The sequence below is a fragment of the Pseudomonas baetica genome, from assembly GCF_002813455.1.
GTDB classification, from domain to species: Bacteria; Pseudomonadota; Gammaproteobacteria; order Pseudomonadales; family Pseudomonadaceae; genus Aquipseudomonas; species Aquipseudomonas baetica.
Window position 1 is genome coordinate 6,436,659 of sequence record NZ_PHHE01000001.1, and the last position, 20,655, is coordinate 6,457,313.

General features: G+C 55.6%; 18 protein-coding genes. 12 read left to right on the forward strand and 6 right to left on the reverse strand.

All coding sequences use genetic code 11. The annotated features are described in order from the left end of the window. Positions 1-75 precede the first annotated feature (75 nt). From ATI02_RS30010 to ATI02_RS30020, 3 genes are all read left to right on the forward strand, one after another. Positions 76-333 (forward strand): DUF1652 domain-containing protein, encoded by a 258-nt coding sequence (locus tag ATI02_RS30010; RefSeq protein ID WP_095190165.1) that lies wholly within the window; start codon positions 76-78, stop codon positions 331-333. Between the two features lie 161 nt (positions 334-494). Next, the gene (locus ATI02_RS30015) at positions 495-1,742 is read left to right on the forward strand and encodes an IS256 family transposase (RefSeq protein WP_095191982.1); all 1,248 of its coding nucleotides are present in this window, start codon (positions 495-497) and stop codon (positions 1,740-1,742) included. 1,976 nt (positions 1,743-3,718) lie between these two features. After that, entirely contained in the window at positions 3,719-4,312 is a 594-nt protein-coding gene (locus ATI02_RS30020) for a trimeric intracellular cation channel family protein (RefSeq protein WP_238156220.1), read from the forward strand. Between the two features lie 54 nt (positions 4,313-4,366). Here the strand turns inward: ATI02_RS30020 and ATI02_RS30025 are convergent, their stop codons facing one another. From ATI02_RS30025 to ATI02_RS30040, 4 genes are all read right to left on the reverse strand, one after another. After that, positions 4,367-5,134, reverse strand: a complete 768-nt coding sequence (locus tag ATI02_RS30025) for an SDR family oxidoreductase (protein WP_095190162.1) — start codon at positions 5,132-5,134, stop codon at positions 4,367-4,369. A 22-nt stretch (positions 5,135-5,156) separates the two neighbouring features. Next, positions 5,157-6,224, reverse strand: coding sequence for a phosphotransferase family protein (locus ATI02_RS30030; RefSeq protein WP_100848173.1), 1,068 nt, complete (start codon positions 6,222-6,224; stop codon positions 5,157-5,159). 163 nt (positions 6,225-6,387) lie between these two features. Then, a complete protein-coding gene (locus tag ATI02_RS30035; protein WP_100848174.1) occupies positions 6,388-7,356 on the reverse strand; it encodes a 2-hydroxyacid dehydrogenase in 969 nt (322 codons plus the stop codon). A 173-nt stretch (positions 7,357-7,529) separates the two neighbouring features. Beyond that, entirely contained in the window at positions 7,530-7,913 is a 384-nt protein-coding gene (locus ATI02_RS30040; RefSeq protein WP_095190159.1) for a tautomerase family protein, read from the reverse strand. Between the two features lie 430 nt (positions 7,914-8,343). Between ATI02_RS30040 and ATI02_RS30045 the strand changes: the two genes are divergently transcribed. The 3 genes from ATI02_RS30045 to ATI02_RS30050 all read left to right on the forward strand — a co-directional run bounded on the left by ATI02_RS30045 (position 8,344) and on the right by ATI02_RS30050 (position 10,296). Beyond that, positions 8,344-8,538 (forward strand): hypothetical protein, encoded by a 195-nt coding sequence (locus tag ATI02_RS30045; protein WP_100848175.1) that lies wholly within the window; start codon positions 8,344-8,346, stop codon positions 8,536-8,538. A gap of 52 nt (positions 8,539-8,590) precedes the next feature. Next, complete coding sequence (locus tag ATI02_RS32340; protein ID WP_167394901.1) at positions 8,591-8,761, forward strand: hypothetical protein; 171 nt, start codon at positions 8,591-8,593, stop codon at positions 8,759-8,761. Between the two features lie 254 nt (positions 8,762-9,015). Next, a complete protein-coding gene (locus tag ATI02_RS30050) occupies positions 9,016-10,296 on the forward strand; it encodes an HAAAP family serine/threonine permease (RefSeq protein WP_100848176.1) in 1,281 nt (426 codons plus the stop codon). Between the two features lie 314 nt (positions 10,297-10,610). On the opposite strand, the gene acnB is transcribed toward ATI02_RS30050, so the two are convergent. Then, positions 10,611-13,220, reverse strand: a complete 2,610-nt coding sequence (gene acnB, locus ATI02_RS30055) for a bifunctional aconitate hydratase 2/2-methylisocitrate dehydratase (protein WP_100848177.1) — start codon at positions 13,218-13,220, stop codon at positions 10,611-10,613. A 467-nt stretch (positions 13,221-13,687) separates the two neighbouring features. Here acnB and ATI02_RS30060 point away from each other — a divergent pair, with 467 nt between their 5' ends. Further along, positions 13,688-14,158 carry a DUF1289 domain-containing protein gene (locus ATI02_RS30060; protein WP_100848178.1) on the forward strand — a complete coding sequence of 157 codons (471 nt, stop codon included), beginning with the start codon at positions 13,688-13,690 and terminating at the stop codon, positions 14,156-14,158. 112 nt (positions 14,159-14,270) lie between these two features. Here the strand turns inward: ATI02_RS30060 and ATI02_RS30065 are convergent, their stop codons facing one another. Then, a complete protein-coding gene (locus ATI02_RS30065) occupies positions 14,271-15,134 on the reverse strand; it encodes a universal stress protein UspL (protein WP_100848179.1) in 864 nt (287 codons plus the stop codon). Positions 15,135-15,293: 159 nt separating this feature from the next. Between ATI02_RS30065 and miaE the strand changes: the two genes are divergently transcribed. From miaE to ATI02_RS30090, 5 genes are all read left to right on the forward strand, one after another. Further along, on the forward strand, positions 15,294-15,455 hold the full coding sequence (gene miaE / locus ATI02_RS30070; RefSeq protein WP_420875230.1) for a tRNA isopentenyl-2-thiomethyl-A-37 hydroxylase MiaE: 162 nt from the start codon (positions 15,294-15,296) through the stop codon (positions 15,453-15,455). After that, positions 15,445-16,044: a MiaE family protein gene (locus tag ATI02_RS30075; protein ID WP_100848180.1), complete on the forward strand. Its 600-nt coding sequence runs from the start codon at positions 15,445-15,447 to the stop codon at positions 16,042-16,044. The genes miaE and ATI02_RS30075 overlap by 11 nt, the downstream gene beginning before the upstream one ends. Before the next feature lie 366 nt (positions 16,045-16,410). Then, entirely contained in the window at positions 16,411-17,676 is a 1,266-nt protein-coding gene (gene drt3a / locus ATI02_RS30080; protein WP_100848181.1) for an antiviral reverse transcriptase Drt3a, read from the forward strand. Then, positions 17,664-19,397 (forward strand): antiviral reverse transcriptase Drt3b, encoded by a 1,734-nt coding sequence (gene drt3b / locus ATI02_RS30085; protein WP_100848182.1) that lies wholly within the window; start codon positions 17,664-17,666, stop codon positions 19,395-19,397. The genes drt3a and drt3b overlap by 13 nt, the downstream gene beginning before the upstream one ends. 23 nt (positions 19,398-19,420) lie before the next feature. Next, a protein-coding gene (locus ATI02_RS30090; protein ID WP_372241875.1) for an IS3 family transposase occupies positions 19,421-20,640 on the forward strand; the annotation gives its coding sequence in 2 pieces (ribosomal slippage) (positions 19,421-19,766 and positions 19,766-20,640; 1,221 coding nt in all). Positions 20,641-20,655 lie beyond the last annotated feature (15 nt).

Consider the following 20,655-nt stretch of genomic DNA (forward strand, 5'->3'; position numbering starts at 1 on the left):
GTCTGGTGGGGTGCGATACGAGTCTTTTCTGGCTTGGGATCGTGTCCCTTCGAAACAGCTAAAGGAACAGCCTCAATGATGAATCTTGCACAGTTGCGCGCTCAGCTTGAGCACAGTTTTGCGCCGCTGGCGTGTGAGTGTCTGGTGGATGGGGATCATTCGCTGACGGTGAAGCTTTATCACCCGGTGTCGGGGCAGGTGGATCTGGTGATCAGCGGGTTGAAGCTCAATACGCTGCGTACGCCGGAGTCGGTGGAGGCGTTGATTGAAGAGTTGCGGTATGAGTTGGAGAGTAACTCTTTGCGGTCTTCGACTGATGCTGACATGGCGTAGATCTCTGTGGCAGCCGGCTTGCCAGCGATGGCGTCGGTTTGGGCGATGGGGTTCCTGCTGATTGGGTACATATCCGTTGCTGCGGTAACGGCGGCTTAGGGTTCCGCCCGGGGGTGTCAGAAATTTTGTGTTCGGGCATAACATGAGTAAGAGGTGCATGTATGCCAACCAAAAAGAAACCCCTGCGTGACCTACCAAAAATCCCCAAGGAGCTGCTCGAAGAGTTCGGTGAGGGGCTGATTACCGCAGAGGCTATTGAAGACGCTTCTGCGGCCTTCAAGAAGGCCTTGATTGAGCGAGCATTGAGTGCCGAGCTCGGTCACCACCTGGGGTATCCGCCGGGCGCGCAGCGCCCAGAGGATGAAACCAACCAGCGCAATGGCAAAACGGGCAAGACGATTTTGACGGGGGATGGCCCGCTGCGGCTGGAGATTCCCCGTGATCGGGATGGCAGTTTTGCCCCCATTCTGATCCCCAAGCATGAGCGGCGTTACACCGGTTTTGATGACAAGATCATCGCCATGTATGCCCGAGGCATGACCGTTCGAGAAATCCGCGCTTTCCTCTCTGAGCAATACGGGACGGACGTTTCCCATGACTTCATCAGCTCAGTCACGCACGAGGTGATGGAGGAAATTGGTGCGTGGCAACAGCGACCGCTTGAGCCGATGTACCCAGTCATTTTCTTCGATGCGCTGCGGGTCAAGATCCGAGAAGAAGGCCTTGTCCGCAACAAGGCGATTTACTTGGCGCTGGGTGTTTTACCCGATGGAACGCGCGATATTCTTGGTATCTGGATCGAAAACACCGAGGGTGCGAAGTTCTGGATGAAGGTCTTCAACGACCTCAAGACCCGCGGCGTAGAGGACGTGCTGATCGCCGTGACTGACGGTCTCAAAGGCATGCCAGAGGCGCTAAGCGCAGTATTTCCGGCAACAACGCTGCAAACATGCATCGTCCACTTGATCCGCAACAGCCTCGATTACGCGGCGTGGGACAAGCGCCGTGAGCTGGCCAAGGCGCTAAAACCGATCTATCAAGCCATCAACGCAGAAGCGGCTGAGGAAGCACTGGATGCCTTTGAAAATGGCCCTTGGGGTAAGCAATACCCAACGGTGGTGGCGGCCTGGAGACGAGCCTGGGATCGAGTGATTCCATTTTTTGTCTTCCCGCCTGCCATTCGAAAAGTGATCTATACGACCAACGCTATCGAAAGCATCAACGCTCAGCTACGCAAGATCATCAAGACCCGGGGCCACTTCCCGACGGATGACGCAGCGACCAAGCTGATCTGGCTTGGGCTGCGTAACATCACGGCAAACTGGGGCTCGGCGGCTCATGACTGGAAGAGTGCGATGAACCAATTTGCGATTCTGTACGGAGATCGATTTATCAGGCCGACCTGGTAAAACCCGGCCTGCCTGACGGCAGGCCATTACCGGCCCGCACACAAAAAATCTGACACTCTCTTCCGCCCTGACGGCGGGTCACTTTTTCCAGACGCCGAAAAAGTAACCAAAAAGGCTTTACCCTGACGTTCGGCCCTCGCTTAGGCTCGGGTTCCTTCGCTACGGGATTGATCCGGGCGCATCGCCTCCGGTTTGCTGCGCTGCACCTCCTCTCGATGTGTTTGGCTGCGCCAAACGGTCGCTGCGCTCCCACCCCCGGATCAACCCCTCCACTCAGCCTGCCGACGGGCTCCGAGATCAAGATCAAGAGCGGTACTCGAGCTTGCGCTCATTGTGTTGAGTGGGGCGGCATGCGCCGCGTGCGGGGTGTAGTCATTTTCTTGTGGGAGCTGGCTTGCCAGCGATGGCGGCCTGCCAGCCGACCAGTCTCTAACTGCCTTCACCCAATCCCACTGTGGGAGCGGGCTTGCTCGCGAAGGCGGCCTGACAGCCGACCAGTTTCTGACTGGCTGTATACGGTCCAATGGTGAGAGCTGGCTTGCCAGCGATGACACCCTCACAGCCAATCACTCTTCTTCTACACCCGGATCCAACTGTGGGAGCCGGCCAGCCTGCTGGCGATGGCGTGCTATCAGCCGCCGAGTCTCTGTGGGGTGTAAATCCATTCTGTGGGAGCTGGCTTGCCAGCGAAGGCGGCCTGACAGCCGACCAGTTTCTGACTGGCTGTATACGGTCCAATGGTGAGAGCTGGCTTGCCAGCGATGACACCCTCACAGCCAATCACTCTTCTTCTACACCCGGATCCAACTGTGGGAGCCGGCCAGCCTGCTGGCGATGGCGTGCTATCAGCCGCCGAGTCTCTGTGGGGTGTAAATCCATTCTGTGGGAGCTGGCTTGCCAGCGAAGGCGGCCTGACAGCCGACCAGTTTCTGACTGGCTGTATACGGTCCAATGGTGAGAGCTGGCTTGCCAGCGATGACACCCTCACAGCCAATCACTCTTCTTCTACACCCGGATCCAACTGTGGGAGCCGGCCAGCCTGCTGGCGATGGCGTGCTATCAGCCGCCGAGTCTCTGTGGGGTGTAAATCCATTCTGTGGGAGCTGGCTTGCCAGCGAAGGCGGCCTGACAGCCGACCAGTTTCTGACTGGCTGTATACGGTCCAATGGTGAGAGCTGGCTTGCCAGCGATGACACTCTCACAGCCAATCACTCTTCTTCTAATACACCCGGATCCACCTGTGGGAGCCAGCCTGCTGGCGATGGCGTGCTATCAGCCGCCGAGTCTCTGTGGGGTGTAAATCCATTCTGTGGGAGCTGGCTTGCCAGCGAAGGCGGCCTGACAGCCGACCAGTTTCTGACTGGCTGTATACGGTCCAATGGTGAGAGCTGGCTTGCCAGCGATGACACCCTCACAGCCAATCACTCTTCTTCTACACCCGGATCCAACTGTGGGAGCCGGCCAGCCTGCTGGCGATGGCGTGCTATCAGCCGCCGAGTCTCTGTGGGATGTAAATCCATTCTGTGGGAGCGGGCTTGCTCGCGAAGGCGGCTGCCTGGTAACCAACTCCTGATTCCCAACGCAAAATCGACAGCCATAACCCTCTGATGCGTCCGCTTTACTGGCACTTGCGAGGCCGTCGTCTATAAAGAATGAGTGGTCAGGTCTTCTGTGATCGGTTCGGTTGCGGGAGTGGGTCGTTCATTTACCGCGGGTCGTCCTATGAACAATCTTGGGAAACGCGTGTTGCCGTTGGCTTTTTTTGCAGTTTTATTGGCCGGTTGTGCCAGTCCGCCGCCGCCTCCACCCGTAACGCCGCCTCCGCCGCCGGAACGTACTTGCCAGGTTCTCGAGAACACTGAGGTGTCTGGCGACAAGTATGTCGATGAGCAAGTGACTCGCCACATCACTACCACCCGTTGCGTCACTCAATAGCTGCGGCGGGGCGCAAGTCCCGGGTTGAGCGGATTGTGCTGGTGGCCGATCTGGTCGGCACGGCGGTGTTTGCCGTGGAAGGGGCCATTGCGGCGATGCGCAGTCAGCTCGACTTGCTCGGGGTGATGGTGATTGCGTTCATCGTCGCCCTTGGCGGTGGGGTCACCCGCGATCTGTTGATTGGTGCTACGCCCCCCAATGCCGTGGCCGATTGGCGGTATCCGGCGCTGGCGTTTTTTATGGGTGGGTTGGCGTTTGTTTGCCATGAGCAGGTGCTGGGTTGGTCCGGTTCGACGCTGATTGTGCTGGATGCGGCCGGTCTGGCGCTGTTCGCTGTGGCGGGGGCGCAGAAGGCGTTGAACTTCGGGATTACGCCGTTTGTGGCGATGCTGATGGGCACCATCACGGGCGTCGGTGGCGGGGTGATACGCGACATCGTGCTGGCGCGGATACCGGTGGTGTTGCAGGCGGATTTGTATGCGAGTTCAGCGTTTGTCGGCGCGGCGGTGTTGATTATCGCAAGGCGCTGCGGGGTGTCGCCGGTGGCGGCGGCGTTGCTGGCGGGGGCGGCATGTCTGGCCTTGCGATTGCTCTCGGTGCACTTTGGCTGGCAACTACCCAAAGTCATTGCCTGATCCTATCCCTGTAGGAGCCTTCGGCAGCTCCTACAGGGGATCAGAAATCACGGATCAGGACAGGAACCCCCCGTCCACATTCAGCGAAACCCCGGTGGTGTAGCTCGACGCATCACTGGCCAGATACAACACAGCCCCGGCCATTTCACTCGGATCGGCCACGCGCTTGAGCGGGATCTGCGTCAGCGCTTGCTTGAGGATCGCATCGTTCTTGACCAGCGCCGAAGCGAACTTGGTGTCGGTCAGGCCTGGCAGCAGGGCGTTGCAGCGGATGCCGAACTGCGCGCATTCCTTGGCGAAGACCTTGGTCATGTTGATCACCGCCGCCTTGGTCACCGAGTAGATGCCCTGGAAGATGCCCGGCGAAATGCCGTTGATCGACGCGACGTTGATGATGCTGCCGCCACCGTTTTCGCGCATCAGCTTGCCGGCTTCCACCGACATGAAGAAATAGCCGCGAATGTTCACGTCGACGGTCTTCTGGAAAGCGCCGAGGTCGGTATCCAGCACGTTGCAGAACTGCGGGTTGGTCGCGGCGTTGTTGACCAGGATGTCGAGACGGCCGAACTGTTCCTTGATGCCGGCAAAGACCTGGCTGATCTGCTCCATTTCACCGATGTGGCAAGCGACCGCAGTGGCCTTGCCGCCGGCGGCGACGATGGCGTCGGCGACGTGCTGGCAGCCGTCGAGTTTGCGGCTCGAGACGATCACATGCGCGCCTTGTTGGGCCAGCAGTTTGGCGATGGCTTCACCGATGCCACGGCTGGCGCCGGAAACGAAAGCGATCTTGCCGTCGAGGTCGAACAACTGAGTCTTGGACATAAGGGTTCCTTGGTGTGGGCCGTCAGAGGCTCGATTTCGCAATGACCTGCAAGCTCATCTGCTCCAGCAGTTTGTTCATGTGAATGAACTGCGCGAAGCGTTTGTCCTGGGTCTGGCCATGGTAGAAGCGGTAGTAGATCTGCTGCACGATGCCGGCCAGGCGGAACAGGCCGTAGGTGTAGTAGAAGTCGAAGTTATCGATCTGAATGCCCGAACGCTCGGCGTAGTAGTCGACGAATTCGCGGCGGGTGAGCATGCCCGGTGCGTGGCTTGGCTGGCGGCGCATCAGTTGCACCGGCGCCGGGTCGCCGGCTTCGATCCAGTAGGCGAGGGTGTTGCCCAGGTCCATCAGCGGATCGCCGAGGGTGGTCAGTTCCCAGTCGAGCACGCCGATGATCTGCATCGGGTTGTCCGGGTCGAGTATGACGTTATCGAAACGGTAGTCGTTGTGGACGATGCTGGAGGTCGGGTGGTCAGCCGGCATCTTGTCGTTGAGCCAGGTTTTGACCGCTTCCCAGTGTGGCGCGTCCGGGGTGAGGGCCTTTTCATAGCGCTCGCTCCAGCCTTTGATCTGGCGGGCGACGTAACCTTGCGGCTTGCCCAGATCGCCGAGGCCACAGGCTTCATAGTCAACGCGGTGCAGTTCGACGAAGCGGTCGATGAAGCTCTTGCACAGCGCTTCGGTTTTCGCCGAATCAAGGCCAAGTTCCGGTGGCAGTTCCGAGCGCAGGATGATCCCCTTGACTCGTTCCATCACGTAGAACTCGGCGCCGATCACCGCTTCGTCGGTGCAGTGCACGTAGGCTTTCGGGCAATACGGGAAGCCGTCGCGCAGCTGATTGAGAATGCGGAATTCGCGGCCCATGTCGTGGGCGGATTTGGCCTTGTGGCCGAATGGCGGCCGGCGCAGGACGAACTCCTGTTCCGGGTACTCAAGAAGGTAAGTCAGGTTCGACGCGCCGCCGGGAAACTGGCTGATCGCAGGCAAGCCGGTCAGGCCCGGAATATGGGCCTTGAGGTATGGATCAATCAGGCTGGCATCGAGTTCTTCGCCAGAGCGGATACGGGTGGACTGGTCAGTAAGCGCCATGCTTATCCCTTCTGCTTATTTTGGAGGCCAGACATCATTGGCTAATCTAATGGCGCGCCGGGTCGGCCACAAGCGCGCTGCGGTCTTATAGGTTAGCGTGTTGCCCGATAATCACCTGTGGGAATGTGCAGGGCGGGGTGGGTCAATGGCGGCGCGTGATCCTCTAATGCACGCGTTGATTGCTGATTTTCGGCGGCAACTGAATCGGCGTCAGTACTGGCTGCCCGGAGAAGAATGCCACAAGGTTTTTCCCCACCAGCTCCACGGTGCCTTGGGTGGCTTCCGGTGACAGACCGGCGACGTGCGGGGTTAGTAGCACGTTGCTCAGGGCTTTCAACGCATCCGGTACTTGCGGTTCATGGTCGAACACATCCAGCGCGGCGCCGGCAATGCGCCGTTGTTCAAGGGCGGTGATCAGATCCGCCGTGGCGATCACACTGGCCCGGGCGATATTGACGATAAAACCTTTAGGGCCCAGCGCGTCGAGCACAGGACGGGTCACCAGATGCTGTGTGCCGATCCCGCCCGGCGTGGCGACGATGAGGAAATCGGACGCCCGCGCCAGTTCGGTCGGGGTTGAGCAAAACGCGTAGGGCACGTCGCTGCGCACCTGACGGCTGTGATAGCTGATGTGCATGTCGAAGCCGAGGTGGGCACGTTTGGCGATCGCCAGGCCCACTGCACCCAAGCCAAGAATCCCAAGACGTTTGCCGGCCAGAGACGGGCGCATGATCTTCGGCCATTCTCCTCGGCGCACGGCGGCGTCGCAGCGCGGAATATCGCGCACCAATGCCAGCAGCATGGCCATCGCATGGTCAGCCACCGACGAGGCGTTGACCCCGGCGCCGTTGGTCACGGTGATCCCGCGATCGCTGGCGGCTTGCAGGTCGACATGCTCGTAACCGGCACCGATCACCGTGATGATCTTCAGCGCGGGCAGGGTGGCGATTTCCTCGGCAGTCAGGCCAAGCGGGCCACGGGTCAGAACGGCGTCGATACGTGGGCCATGGGTGGCGATGGCTTGGGCGCGTTCGGCAGGTGTCGGCGCGAGGATCAGGTGAAAGCCCTGATGCTCCAGAATCGGTAAATAGTCATTGATGGTTTCAACCAGTACCAGAACGGTGGCGGGCATTGCGCGGCTCCTGAGATCGTTAGTGGTTCGGTCGCGAAAGTCGTAGCAGAGTGCTGATTCCAGAGCGCTTTGGCAATGGTTGGGCGCTGCCCCGTTCCTGCCAGTGTAGGAGCTGAAACGGGGCATGCGCGGGCGCTTCGTCAGAAGGTCTTTGCGGAGACGGGCTTAGCGGATCAAGTGACGTACTGCGCGACGCCGTTGCCAAATGACCAGTTCTCTTTTTTCACTTCTACCAGATTGATGAACACGTCCTCCAGGCGCACCGCCAGTTGCGTGTGCAGACTTTCGGCGATGGTTTTGAACAGCAGTTGTTTCTTCTCCACCGTGCGTCCTTCGCTGATGGTGATCTGGATGAATACGACGCCGTCAGTGCGCGGGATGCCGAGGTATTGCGGGTCGTAGATCAAGTGCTGGCTGTCGTGTTCGGTAAGGACCTGGAAGTTGTCATGTGCGGGAACATCAATCGAACTGCGCAGGGCGTCGTAGATGAGTTCACCAACGTGTCTGGCGAAGGCGGGATCGGGGTTTTTCCTGATGTCGACGCGAACGAGGGGCATGGGCGGGGACTCTATGGGGGCAGGGGACTCATTCACGCTAGACCATTTGGCCCGGATTTGATGCATCCGGTACCTGGACGGCCGCCATCGCTGGCAAGCCAGCTCCCACAGGGATTGGTGATGGGTCACGATTGTGTGAACAGCGCATGACCCTGTGGGAGCGGGCTTGCCCGCGAAGAGGCCGGCGGCCTTCACACAGCCCTTTTTTTACCTGCAACCTGTCAGGTGATTCGCCAGCTTCTGTGGCTGATAAACGCGATTTGCCGCGTCCGTTTAAAGACACTCGAAGTTACGCGCCAATGCCCACAAATTCTTGCGCCGTTGCCTACGAAAACGCCGGATTCATCTGCTATCTGGCAGGTGCTGAATACGGAACTATGAAGGGAACAAAGCAGCCGCGGCAGTCGCTGCCAACAGCCAAGGAAGGCGCATGCTTCAGAATGATAGGGAAAATCTGGAACTCGAGAGGCTCCAAAATGAAACGAGCAAACTGATCGCCGAAAGAAAAAAGCTTCTGGCGCAAGCAAAAAAGCTAAACAGGGAAACGAATTTATACCCGCTCGCATTAGTAGGAGGTCTAGTGACTGCAATCGCTGCAGTAACAGGTGTTTTTTTCAAGTTTTGAGTGTTCACGTTTCATCACAGTCAGACCCATGACCTAAAAAGGAAAATCAAATATGAGCACCTATGACCGCAAGGCCAGAATGGAAGCACTGGAACGAGAGCACGATGAGTGGGAGGAAAGAATGCACCTCAAGAACAAGGGCGATATGTACCCAATCTGGACGATGCTAGCGTTCGGCATCTTTTGCATGTCACTTGGATTCATCCTGGCTCGATCAATCTGACCAAGTCCTGCCGACTGCATCAGGCGCTGTAACTTGCCAGAAAACGACACACTGCGTACCCGTCACCGACAGCTATTTTCCCAAAAACGACACTCCTCTAAACTGCTCCGCACAACCACTCCTCAGCTAAGTCTTTGCTTCTGCTCATTTATCGCGGAGAATCGCGCCCCTGTTTCGGCCGGAGCATGTCTGTCGGTTTTTTCCGACGCGTCCTGACCGAGTGGCAAGTGACCGGAATGCGGAGATCCGACCGGATGAATGATCAGGCCAAAAGCGTTGATCAACGCTTTGATGCAGCAGCACCCGCTGAACTTTCGAGCTGGAATCGCCAGGACACCACCTGGATGTTGGGACTGTTTGGGACGGCCATCGGCGCCGGCACCCTGTTTTTGCCGATCAACGCAGGGCTGGGTGGCTTCTGGCCGCTGGTGATCCTGACGTTGCTGGCATACCCGATGACGTTCTACGCACACCGCGGCCTGACCCGCTTCGTGCTTTCCGGTCGCGAAGGCGCCGACATCACTGACGTGGTCGAGGAGCATTTCGGCATCAAGGCCGGTGCGCTGATCACGCTGCTGTACTTCTTCGCCATCTTCCCGATCCTGCTGATCTATAGCGTCGGCCTGACCAACACGGTCGCCAGTTTCCTCGAGCATCAACTGCACATCACACCGCCACCGCGGGTGATTCTGTCGTTCGTGCTGATTCTGGGGCTGCTGGCGGTGGTACGTTGCGGCGAGCAGGCGATCGTCAAGGCAATGAGCCTGATGGTCTATCCGTTCATCGTCGCGCTGCTGTTCCTCGCGGTGTACCTGATTCCTCACTGGAACGGCGGCATCCTCGCCACCGCTTCGCAAATTCCCGCGCCGTCGGCGTTGCTGCACACGCTGTGGCTGGCGATTCCGGTGATGGTGTTCTCGTTCAACCACTCGCCGATCATTTCGGCGTTCGCAGTGGATCAGAAGCGCCGTTATGGCGCGAACGCCGACCAGCGTAGTTCGCAGATTCTGTGCCGCGCCCACCTGCTGATGGTGGTGATGGTGCTGTTCTTCGTGTTCAGTTGCGTCCTGACCCTGTCGCCGGAACAACTGGCCGAAGCCAAGGCGCAGAACCTGTCGATCCTGTCGTACCTGGCCAACCACTTCAGCAACCCGACCATCGAGTTCGCGGCGCCGCTGATTGCATTTGTGGCGATCTCCAAGTCGTTCCTCGGTCACTACATCGGTGCCAGCGAAGGTCTCAAAGGCCTGATCGTCAAGAGCGGCAAGCGTCCGGGCGCCAAGGCGCTGGATCGCATCGTGGCGGCGTTCATGCTGGTGATCTGCTGGATCGTGGCGACCCTGAACCCAAGCATTCTGGGCATGATCGAGACCATCGGTGGCCCGGTGATCGCGGCCATCCTGTTCCTGATGCCGATGTACGCCATCCGTAAAGTACCGGCGATGGCCCGTTATCGTGGTCAGGCGTCGAACGTGTTTGTCACCGCCGTGGGTCTGGTGGCGATTTCGGCGCTGATCTATTCGCTGACGGCGTAACGGCAAGATCAAAAAAAGCCGCTGCACATGATGTGTGCAGCGGCTTTTTTGCCTGCATGGCGACGATCCCTTGTAGGCGTGAGCCTGCTCGCGATAGCGGTGGCCCTTCAGAAGTGAAGTCACTGACACGCCGCCCTCGCTGGCAAGCCAGCTCCCACAGTGTTTTGTGTAATGCCCAGCATTGGCAAACACCCGTGCCCCCAGTGGGAGCTGGCTTGCCAGCGATGAGGCCGGAGCAGGCATCAACAATTCAACAGGCATAAAAAAACGCCGCTCATCTCACGATGGGCGGCGTTTTTCATTGCGTTGTAGCGTTAGGCTTGAACGACCGGGATGTTGGCGTTCGCAGCAGCTTCACGGAACTCGGCAATCTGATCGAAGGACAGGTAGCGGTAGATATCGGCCGCCATGCTGTCGATCTTGCCAGCGTATTCCATGTACTCCTCGACGGTCGGCAGGCGACCCAGGATCGAAGCAACCGACGCCAGCTCAGCCGAAGCCAGGTAGACGTTCGCGCCATCGCCCAGACGGTTCGGGAAGTTACGGGTCGACGTCGAGACCACGGTGCTGTTCGGCTCAACGCGTGCCTGGTTACCCATGCACAGCGAGCAGCCTGGCATTTCCATGCGTGCGCCAGCCTTGCCGTAGATGCCGTAGTAGCCTTCTTCGGTCAGTTGGTGAGCGTCCATTTTGGTCGGCGGCGACAGCCACAGACGGGTTGGCAGCTGACCCTTGACCTGATCCAGCAGCTTACCGGCAGCGCGGAAGTGACCGATGTTGGTCATGCACGAACCGATGAACACTTCGTCGATCTTCTCGCCAGCAACGCTGGACAGCAGACGGGCGTCGTCCGGGTCGTTCGGCGCGCACAGTACAGGCTCGCTGATGTCGGCCAGATCGATTTCGATGACTTCGGCGTATTCGGCGTCGGCATCGGCTTCCATCAGTTCCGGGTTGGCAACCCAGGCTTCCATCGCTTGAGCACGACGTTCCAGGGTACGTGCATCGCCGTAGCCTTCGCCGATCATCCAGCGCAGCAGGGTGATGTTGGAGTTCAGGTACTCGGTGATCGACTCTTTCGACAGCTTGATGGTGCAACCGGCAGCCGAACGTTCTGCGGAGGCGTCGGACAGTTCGAACGCCTGTTCCAGGGTCAGACCTTCCAGGCCTTCGATTTCCAGGATGCGGCCGGAGAAGGCGTTTTTCTTGCCTTTCTTCTCGACGGTCAGCAGACCGTTCTGGATGGCGAAGTAAGGAATGGCATGAACCAGGTCACGCAGGGTGATGCCAGGTTTCATCTTGCCTTTGAAGCGCACCAGGATCGATTCCGGCATGTCCAGCGGCATGACGCCGGTGGCAGCGGCGAACGCAACCAGACCGGAACCGGCCGGGAACGAGATGCCCATCGGGAAACGGGTGTGCGAGTCACCACCGGTACCGACGGTGTCTGGCAGCAGCATGCGGTTCAGCCACGAGTGGATGATGCCGTCGCCCGGACGCAGGGAAACGCCGCCGCGGGTCATGATGAAGTCAGGCAGGGTGTGGTGGGTGGTTACGTCGATCGGCTTCGGATACGCCGCGGTGTGGCAGAAGGACTGCATCACCAGGTCAGCCGAGAAGCCCAGGCACGCCAGGTCTTTCAGTTCGTCACGGGTCATTGGACCGGTGGTGTCCTGAGAACCTACGGTGGTCATCTTCGGTTCGCAATAGGTGCCAGGACGAATGCCTTTGCCTTCTGCCAGACCACAAGCCTTGCCGACCATTTTCTGCGCCAGGGTGTAACCCTTGGTGCTTTCGATCGGTGCATCAGGCTTCTTGAACAGGTCGAACGCAGGCAGACCCAGTTCGGCGCGAGCCTTCTCGGTCAGGCCACGGCCGATGATCAGCGGGATACGACCGCCAGCACGAACTTCGTCCAGCAGCACCGGGGTCTTCATTTCGAAGGTGGTCAGGACTTCGTCAGTGCCGTGTTTGCAGACTTTGCCAGCATGTGGGTACAGGTCGATCACGTCGCCCATGTTCATGTTGGTAACGTCGAACTCGATTGGCAGTGCGCCGGCATCTTCCATGGTGTTGTAGAAGATCGGAGCGATTTTGCTGCCGAAGCAGAAACCGCCAGCGCGCTTGTTCGGCACGTAAGGGATGTCGTCGCCGAAGAACCACAGTACCGAGTTGGTAGCGGATTTACGCGAGGAGCCGGTACCGACCACGTCACCGACGTAGGCGATCGGGAAGCCTTGACCGCGCATTTCTTCGATCTGCTTCATCGGGCCGGTCTTGCCTTGCTCGTCCGGAACGATGCCGTCGCGGGCCATTTTCAGCATGGCCAGGGCGTGCAGCGGGATGTCAGGACGCGACCAGGCGTCTGGCGCCGGGGACAGGTCGTCGGTGTTGGTTTCGCCGGTGACCTTGAACACGCGCAGGCTGATCTTGTCGGCCAGCACCGGGCGCTTCTTGAACCACTCGCCGTCAGCCCAGGATTGCAGCACGGCCTTGGCGTGAGCGTTGCCGTTCTTGGCTTTTTCAGCCACGTCGTGGAAGGCATCGAACATCAGCAGGGTGTGCTTGAGTTCTTCGGCAGCCACTGGCGCCAGCTCGGCGTTGTCCAGCAGTTCAACCAGGGTCACGATGTTGTAGCCGCCCTGCATGGTGCCGAGCAGTTCTACAGCGCGCTTCTTGTCCAGCAGAGGGGAGGAGACTTCGCCTTTGGCCAGAGCCGACAGGAAACCGGCTTTGACGTAAGCGGCTTCGTCCACTCCAGGTGGTACGCGATTGGTGATCAGGTCAACGAGGAAAGCTTCTTCGCCAGCCGGAGGATTCTTCAGCAGCTCGACCAGGCCTGCAGTTTGTTCGGCGTTAAGCGGCTGGGGAACGATACCCAGGGCTGCACGCTCTTCGATATGTTTGCGGTAGGCTTCAAGCACAGTTATTACCCTCATCAGTGGTCCCAAATGGGTGTCCGGGACGCTCATCCCGAAATTGCCGTACTCATGCACCTCACGACGTTGTGGGTCGTCTGGCCAGAATTACCGGCAATTCCTTACAGAAGCTGCTTTCAAAGTTTTACGCCTGCAGAACGGGGAGCTGATGAGGGTTGGCGTTGGGCTTTTCCCCGCTGGAAAAACCCTTCGCCAACACCGCTCTGAAGGAACGACTGTGCTCGTGACGCTTTGAAAACAGCTTCTAACGGACATTGGCGCCTTAAAAGGCTGGCTGATTCTACGGCAAAAAAAATTTAAAGGTAAGTCGGACTCTATTGGACTTTGGTGGCGTTGTGCGCGGGCGGGTCAAACCGCGATCCAGCGCTTGTCCCTGACGTTTGAGGGGTGATCAATGCCCGACAAAGGGCTAACATGCCGGCCTGTTCCGCGTTTCAGTGTTTTGCCAATTTATGCCCAATCAGACCATCAAGACCCCCTGCGTCGGCCTCTGCTCCACTGTTTACGGAGATCTGGTGTGCCGCGGCTGCAAGCGTTTCCACCATGAAGTGATCAACTGGAATGGTTACGGCGAGGAAGAGAAACGCGCGGTGTGGTTGCGGCTGGAACAATTGCTGTCACAAGTGATGGCGGGCAAGGTCGAGATCTTCGATTCGGCGCGTCTGCGCCAGCAACTGGAACAGCGCAAGATCCGCTTCGTACCGCATCAGTCGGAATATTGCTGGGCCTATCAGCTGATTGCGCGCGGGGCGCGGGTGATCATTAATCTGGAAGCCTACGGGATGGTGTTGCTGCCGGAGTTCCGCGACTGGAACCTGCCGGAGTTACGCGATGCCATTGATCGGGAATTCTTCCTGCTGTCGGAAGCGCATTACCAGCGCTACATCGCCCCCGGATTCCTCAAAGACGCCTTCGGCGCCTAGAAGCTTCGCGAGCAGGCTCGCTCCCACAGGGAAATGCATTCCTGCAGGAGACCGCATTTCAGATGTGGGAGCGAGCCTGCTCGCGAAGACGCCGGTTCAGGCGCCGCAATCCTTAATGCTTCACCGCCAGCTCGACCAAATGATCCTCCACCTCCTGCGGTTTGAGCACCAGTACATCGCTTTCCAGTGAGTCCAGCACGACTTCAGCGGTATTGCCGATCAACGCCCCTGACAATCCGGTCCGCGCCACGGTGCCAATCACGGTCACTGCCGCTTGCAGTTTGTGCGCCATGAACGGAATCAATACATCCGCCGGGCCTTCCTCGATGTGCAGATGCGCATCATCGACATCGAACTCGGCCTGAAACGCCCGACATTGCTCGCGATAACGCGCCTCAATGGTTTCACTGAGCTGCAGCGTCGGGTCGGCTGCCGAGAGCATGGGCGACGGATGCGCGCTGATCACATGCAAATGCCCCTTGGCCAGCCTGGCGATGTCGTAGCCGTGATCAATGATCGTGGTGTGCAAGTGCCGGTGTTCGCCATCGACATTGCCGACATCGACCGCTGCCAGAATCACTCGATCTTTCCACGGCGCGCTGGTTTTCACCAACAGCACCGGGGTAGGGCAGTGGCGCAACAGTTTCCAGTCTGCCGGGGTCAGCAGGGCTTTTTTCAGCGTACTGTCGGGGAAATGCTGCTTGATCACCAGCCCACAGCCTTCGGCCTGCTGCACATCGACGATGGTTTCGTGCAGGCTCTCGTTCCACGCCTGTTCGGTGGTCACGCTGTAACCGTCCGCCAGCAACGCGGTTTTGAGCACGCCGAGCATGCCGGCGTGGTCGTGCTTCTTGTCGCACACCAGCAGGTGCAGATGGGCCTGGGTCACGCCAGCGATCAACTTGGCGCGCTTGAGCGCCAGGCTTTCCGAATGTTCGGGTTCGATGACCACCAGAATGCTGCGAATGGCTTGCATGAGCGGAGTCTCCAGCGAAGAAAAGGCACGGCGTTGCACAACTATAGTTGCTGCTCGAACACCTGCGACTTGATGCATATCAACGCCTGCCGCTGGTGGTCTGCGGACAGGCCGGTATAATCGGCGCCCTTCGCTCGAACACCTTTTACCGTGAGCCCCATGATCCTTCCCGAAATCCACGAATTCCTTGGCTGCCGCACACCCGACGCTTGGGTACAGGCGGCACTGGCCGATCAGGAAACCCTGCTGATCGACCACAAGAACTGCGAGAAAAAGTCGGCAATACAACCACGAAATGTGAGGGACACCTATGCTTCCTGAAGTCCATGAATTCCTTGGGTGCCGAACCCCTGACGCATGGGTGGAAGCGGCTTTGGTTCAGCAAGACGTGATGCTCATTGATCACAAAAATTGTGAGTTCAAGGCCGCTAGCACTGCGCTGAGCATGATTGCTAAGTACGGTGCGTATCCGGATTTGGTGATCATGATGTCGCGGCTGGCCCGTGAGGAGCTTGTCCATCACGAACAGGTTTTACGGCTGATGAAAAAGCGGAAAGTTGAATGGCGTCCGCTGTCGGCTAGTCGTTATGCGTCCGGGTTACGATCTGTCGTTAGAAGCCATGAGCCGGTGAAACTCGTTGATACATTGGTGGTAGGTGCGATCATTGAAGCACGCAGCTGTGAGCGTTTTGAAGCGCTTGTGCCGCATTTGGATGAGGAGCTGGGACGGTTCTATTACGGGTTGTTGAAAAGCGAATCTAGGCATTTTCAAGGCTATTTAAAGCTAGCTTACCAGTATGGGGATGCAGCAGACGTGGATCGGGTAATCGAAAAAGTCAGGGCGGTGGAGGCGGAATTGATTGATAGCTCTGACTGTGAGTTCAGATTTCATAGTGGAATTCCAGCCTAAACCAGAAGTAGGCTGTAATTAAGCTCTCAATTGAGTTGAACCCTACGGTCGTAAATGTAGGGTTTTTTTAATCTCGGAATACGGTATCTGGTTGAAAGTAAAAGAAAATTATTTTGAGTGTTGGGTGAGCGTGTATGTGCGCAAGGTGAATCACTCCAATAAGTACTGTAAAACGTGCCCTATATTTTTATCCGCTTCGTTAGCCTGCTACTGAACCGATTAGTGTCCTCTTCCTGTCGATGCATCCCCGTTAAAATTTTCCTTCCTGCGAAGCTGTGTGCCGTTCAATCGGTATGATATTGTTTTGATACTGACAGCTAGAGCGTCCGATACGCTCCGCGACTTGGCTTTAACCAAGGACGGCAAATGATAGAAATTCCCTATACTCAAAAGAACCTTCTACGTTGCGTTGGTTACAAAGATATATTGGCGGATAAAACATTGCTCGATGTGACGGCACGCTCCGCTGCTGTTAATGTGTCTTTGGAGAAGATAAAAAATAAAACTGCATTTCACGGTTCTCTCCGGCCCTTAATGATAGCTGGTAAAAAAGGTTATGTGTTCACTAACTTTTATTCGGAATTAATATCTCGGCTGGTCGCAAAAAATATAAAAACAAATTACAAGATAAAACAGTCTGATCGGCAAACTGTTATTGCGAATGCGGTATCGTTGTTGAAGGAGGGTGGAGCATACGACGTATATCGATTTGATATCAAAAGCTTCTACGAGAGCGTAGATAGAAACTTGCTATGGCAAAAGCTTATTGGTGAGGCAAAATGTTCATGGCAGACGCTGCGACTGATTAGCGAGTTGTTCGAGCATTTTAAAGCTTGGGATATTGAAGGCTTGCCGCGTGGTTTAGGTATTAGTTCGGCTTTGTCTGAGTTGGCTCTGAGCGAATTTGATGAAAAGATAAGGCATATGCCTGAGGTTTTTTATTATGGCCGATTTGTTGATGATGTGTTAATTATTACTTCCGCAGCTGTTGCTCGTGCGGACTTTGAGGCTGAACTATCCGGTTACTTGTTTGAAGGTTTAGAGTTTCACGATGGTGGCAAAAGAAATCACTTGGCAATCCCTAGGTCAAAGGATGAGCCTAGTCGTGAAGAGTACTACTCTTTCGATTTTTTGGGGTACGAGTTCAAAGTATTCAATCGTAATGAGTCAGGTTCGAAGTGTAAGTTTAAGAGGCGTCGGTTGAAAATTGATTTATCTCCGGCTAAAGTCGAGAAGGTCAAAGTTAGATTGATAAGTTCTTTCTGTGCTTATATGGGGAGTGCGAAAAGTCCTTCTGATTACCTTGTTCTTAAAAATCGAATTATGGCTTTGGCCGGTAATTATTATATTACGGATCCGATATCAGGGATTAATATAAAAACTGGGATTTATTACAATTATGTTCATAAGAACTTTATTCATGGCTGTGCTTTGCATAAGCTGGATGGGTTACTTCATGGATTGTTGTTTTCTAAAAGTCACCCGTTGTCTTGTAGAATAATTTCCAATTTGACGCTCCAGCAGCGTAGGCAATTAGCCGGGTATAGTTTTGTGTCAGGGTTTACGGATGCTCGATTTCATTCGTTCAGCTATAAAATGCTGAAGACGATTAAGAAAGGATGGCGAAAGTGAAGGGGAATACACGGAGAGTAAAAAAAGAAGATTTTGCACGTGTTCTTTTAACAGAAACCTGTCCTTATGAAGTTCCTGTACTGTTCAGTAATTTGGGGTTTTATTGGCATGTAAGGAAGTACAAGGATGGAAAGAGTAACGTAGGCGAGGTGATAAATCATCTGTTTTCTGGCTATGACCACTCTGAATATTCGATTCCCCTTACCTACAAGATACGAAAAGATGAAGACTCCTTTCGCACGTTATCCTTGCTGCACCCAAGTGCGCAAATAAGGCTTGTTGATTTTTATCAGGATTTTGATCAGCAAGTATTGATGGAGTGCAAGAAAAGTTTATTTAGTATGCGTGCTCCGTTTAAGGTTGCTAGTAAGTATTATTTGCGGAATCCAAATCAAAATATAAATAAATATCGCTCCCAAAATATTGCGGGGCAGGCTGATGAGTCAAGGCACAGATTTCTGTCCTCTTACTTTTCGTATAGAGGATATACTCGCTTGTATAAATTTTTTGATTCGCAGGAGTTTGTTCGATTAGAACAGCGTTTTTCATCGTTCTGGTCTCTTGATATCTCCAAGTGCTTTGATAGTATATATACGCATTCAATTACTTGGGCGCTGAAAACAAAGATCTATTCAAAGAATAACGCTAAAGTAAAAAATTCTTTTGGTAGTATATTTGATCGAATAATGCAGGCTTGTAATTATAATGAAACGGCAGGAATAGTTATTGGGCCTGAAACAAGTCGAATTTTTGCTGAAATAATATTTCAAGAGATTGACCAGTCAATTGAAAAGCAACTGGCTGATATAGGTCTGGTTTACGGCGAATCATATGTGGTTAAGCGGTATGTAGATGATATTTTTATCTTTTCAACTAATGAGGTCGACTCTTCAAAGATATCGAAAGTAGTCGCGTCCAGTTTCAAAGAATATAAGCTTAATTTGAATACCGCTAAGTCAATTAAGGCGACTAGGCCGTTCGTTACTCAGAAGACAAAGTCTTTGCGTGCAGTAAAAGCCTCCTTGGTAAAAATGAGTGAAAGTCTGGTTGGCCCTTTGGGTGAAGAGGGGGCGAGCGGGTTAGTTCCAAAAAGAGTATTCAATCGAAATAGATTGAAGGTCAGCTTTTTGAATGATGTGAAGTCGTCGTGTATTAATGATCCTGATGCTTATGATCTTGCTTGTGGGTATGTGATATCCGCATTGTGCAATCTTTTGATTCGGGTTACGGATGACAATATTGGTCGTGCCTTTGATGAATCTGAGAGCAAGAATAAGTATGCGGATTTTTTTCACATTGTGATTGAGTTGATGTTTCATTTTTATACGGTTAGTCCAAGTCATAAGGGGTCAGTTAAGATCTGCATGGCGTCAAATTTGGCGTGCTCCTTTTTTGATGCTCATATGGCCACGGAGTCTAACTCTATTCGAAGTTTGATATATATTCTTGGGAATGAGTTCTTTCAAAGTAGTGACTTTATAAAGATGAAGCCAAATACAGATTATGCTCTGTTAGAGGCATTGAATCTATTGGTTTCGTTGAAGGGGCTTGGTGATGATTTTAGTCTGCCGCGGGAAACATTAAAGGCTGTGGTAGATGTTTCGAATGGGCGTGAACTTACATATTTTGAAATTATAACCTTGTTGTATTATATTGGCGCGTCGACGATGTATGTGAACGAGCCCCATGAAAGACAGGACACCGTTTCCCCCTTACGATAAGGGATAGGCAAACGGTTATGTTTATGACTAATAGCAACGATAAGAGTGGTGAGCTTTTGGGCCAGGAGCGGCGGCGCCGCTGGAGCCCAGAGCAAAAGCTGGCCATGGTTCGAGAGAGCCTTGAACCAGGACAAAGCGTTTCGGTCGTGGCTCGGCGCAACGGCATCAATGCCAACCAGTTGTTCCTGTGGCGCAAGCTGTACCAGGACGGCAGTCTATCGGCGGTCAGTGCTGGCGAAGCCGTGGTGCCGGCCTCCGAGCTGAGCGATGCGCTCAAGCAGATCCGTGAACTGCAACGGATGCTGGGCAAGAAAACGATGGAAGCGGAAATCCTAAAAGAAGCCGTGGAGATCGCCCGGTCGCGAAAATGGATTGCGCACTCACCCTTGTTGCCGGGGGACGACCAGTGAAGCTGGTCAGCGAATGTCTCGGTGTGGCGCGCTCGCAATTAACGGTTCGAATCAAGCAATCGGTATCGCCCAAGACACGGCGAAGCAGGCCTGTGAACGACGCTGAGTTGGTGGCCGAAATCCAGCAACAGGTCAGCGAGCTGCCCAGCTATGGCTACCGTCGAGTCTGGGGATTGCTGCGTCGCGCCCGTGAAACCCAGCTGCTACCTGCGATCAACGTGAAGCGGGTTTACCGGGTGATGCGTGATCACAACCTGCTGCTTGAGCGCCGGATCAAACAACCCGGCGTGCCGCGTCGGCACGAAGGCCGTATTGCGGTGCAAACCAGCGATACGCGTTGGTGCTCGGACGGCTTTGAGTTCCGTTGTGAGGACGGCGCTAAACTGAGCGTGACCTTCGCCCTGGACTGCTGTGATCGCGAAGCCATCGGCTGGGTCGCGAGCCCGACCGGGTACAGCGGCGATGATATCCGCGACTTGATGCTGGAAAGTGTGGAGAAGCGCTTCGGTGATCAACTGCCTGCAACGCCGGTGCAGTGGCTCAGCGATAACGGTTCGGCCTACACCGCCGAACAGACGCGCCTGTTTGCTCGGCAGATCGGCTTGCAGCCGGTGACCACACCAGTGCGTAGCCCGCAGAGTAATGGCATGGCCGAGAGCTTCGTGAAGACGATCAAGCGTGACTACGTGGCGCACATGCCCAAGCCGGATCGGGAAACGGCGCTGCGTAACCTGGCGATTGCCTTCGAACACTACAACGAGCAGCATCCGCACAGCGCCTTGAACTATCGCTCACCGAGGGAGTTCAGGCGCTTGGCAGTGGCATCAATTTAACGGGGAGTTGGTGTC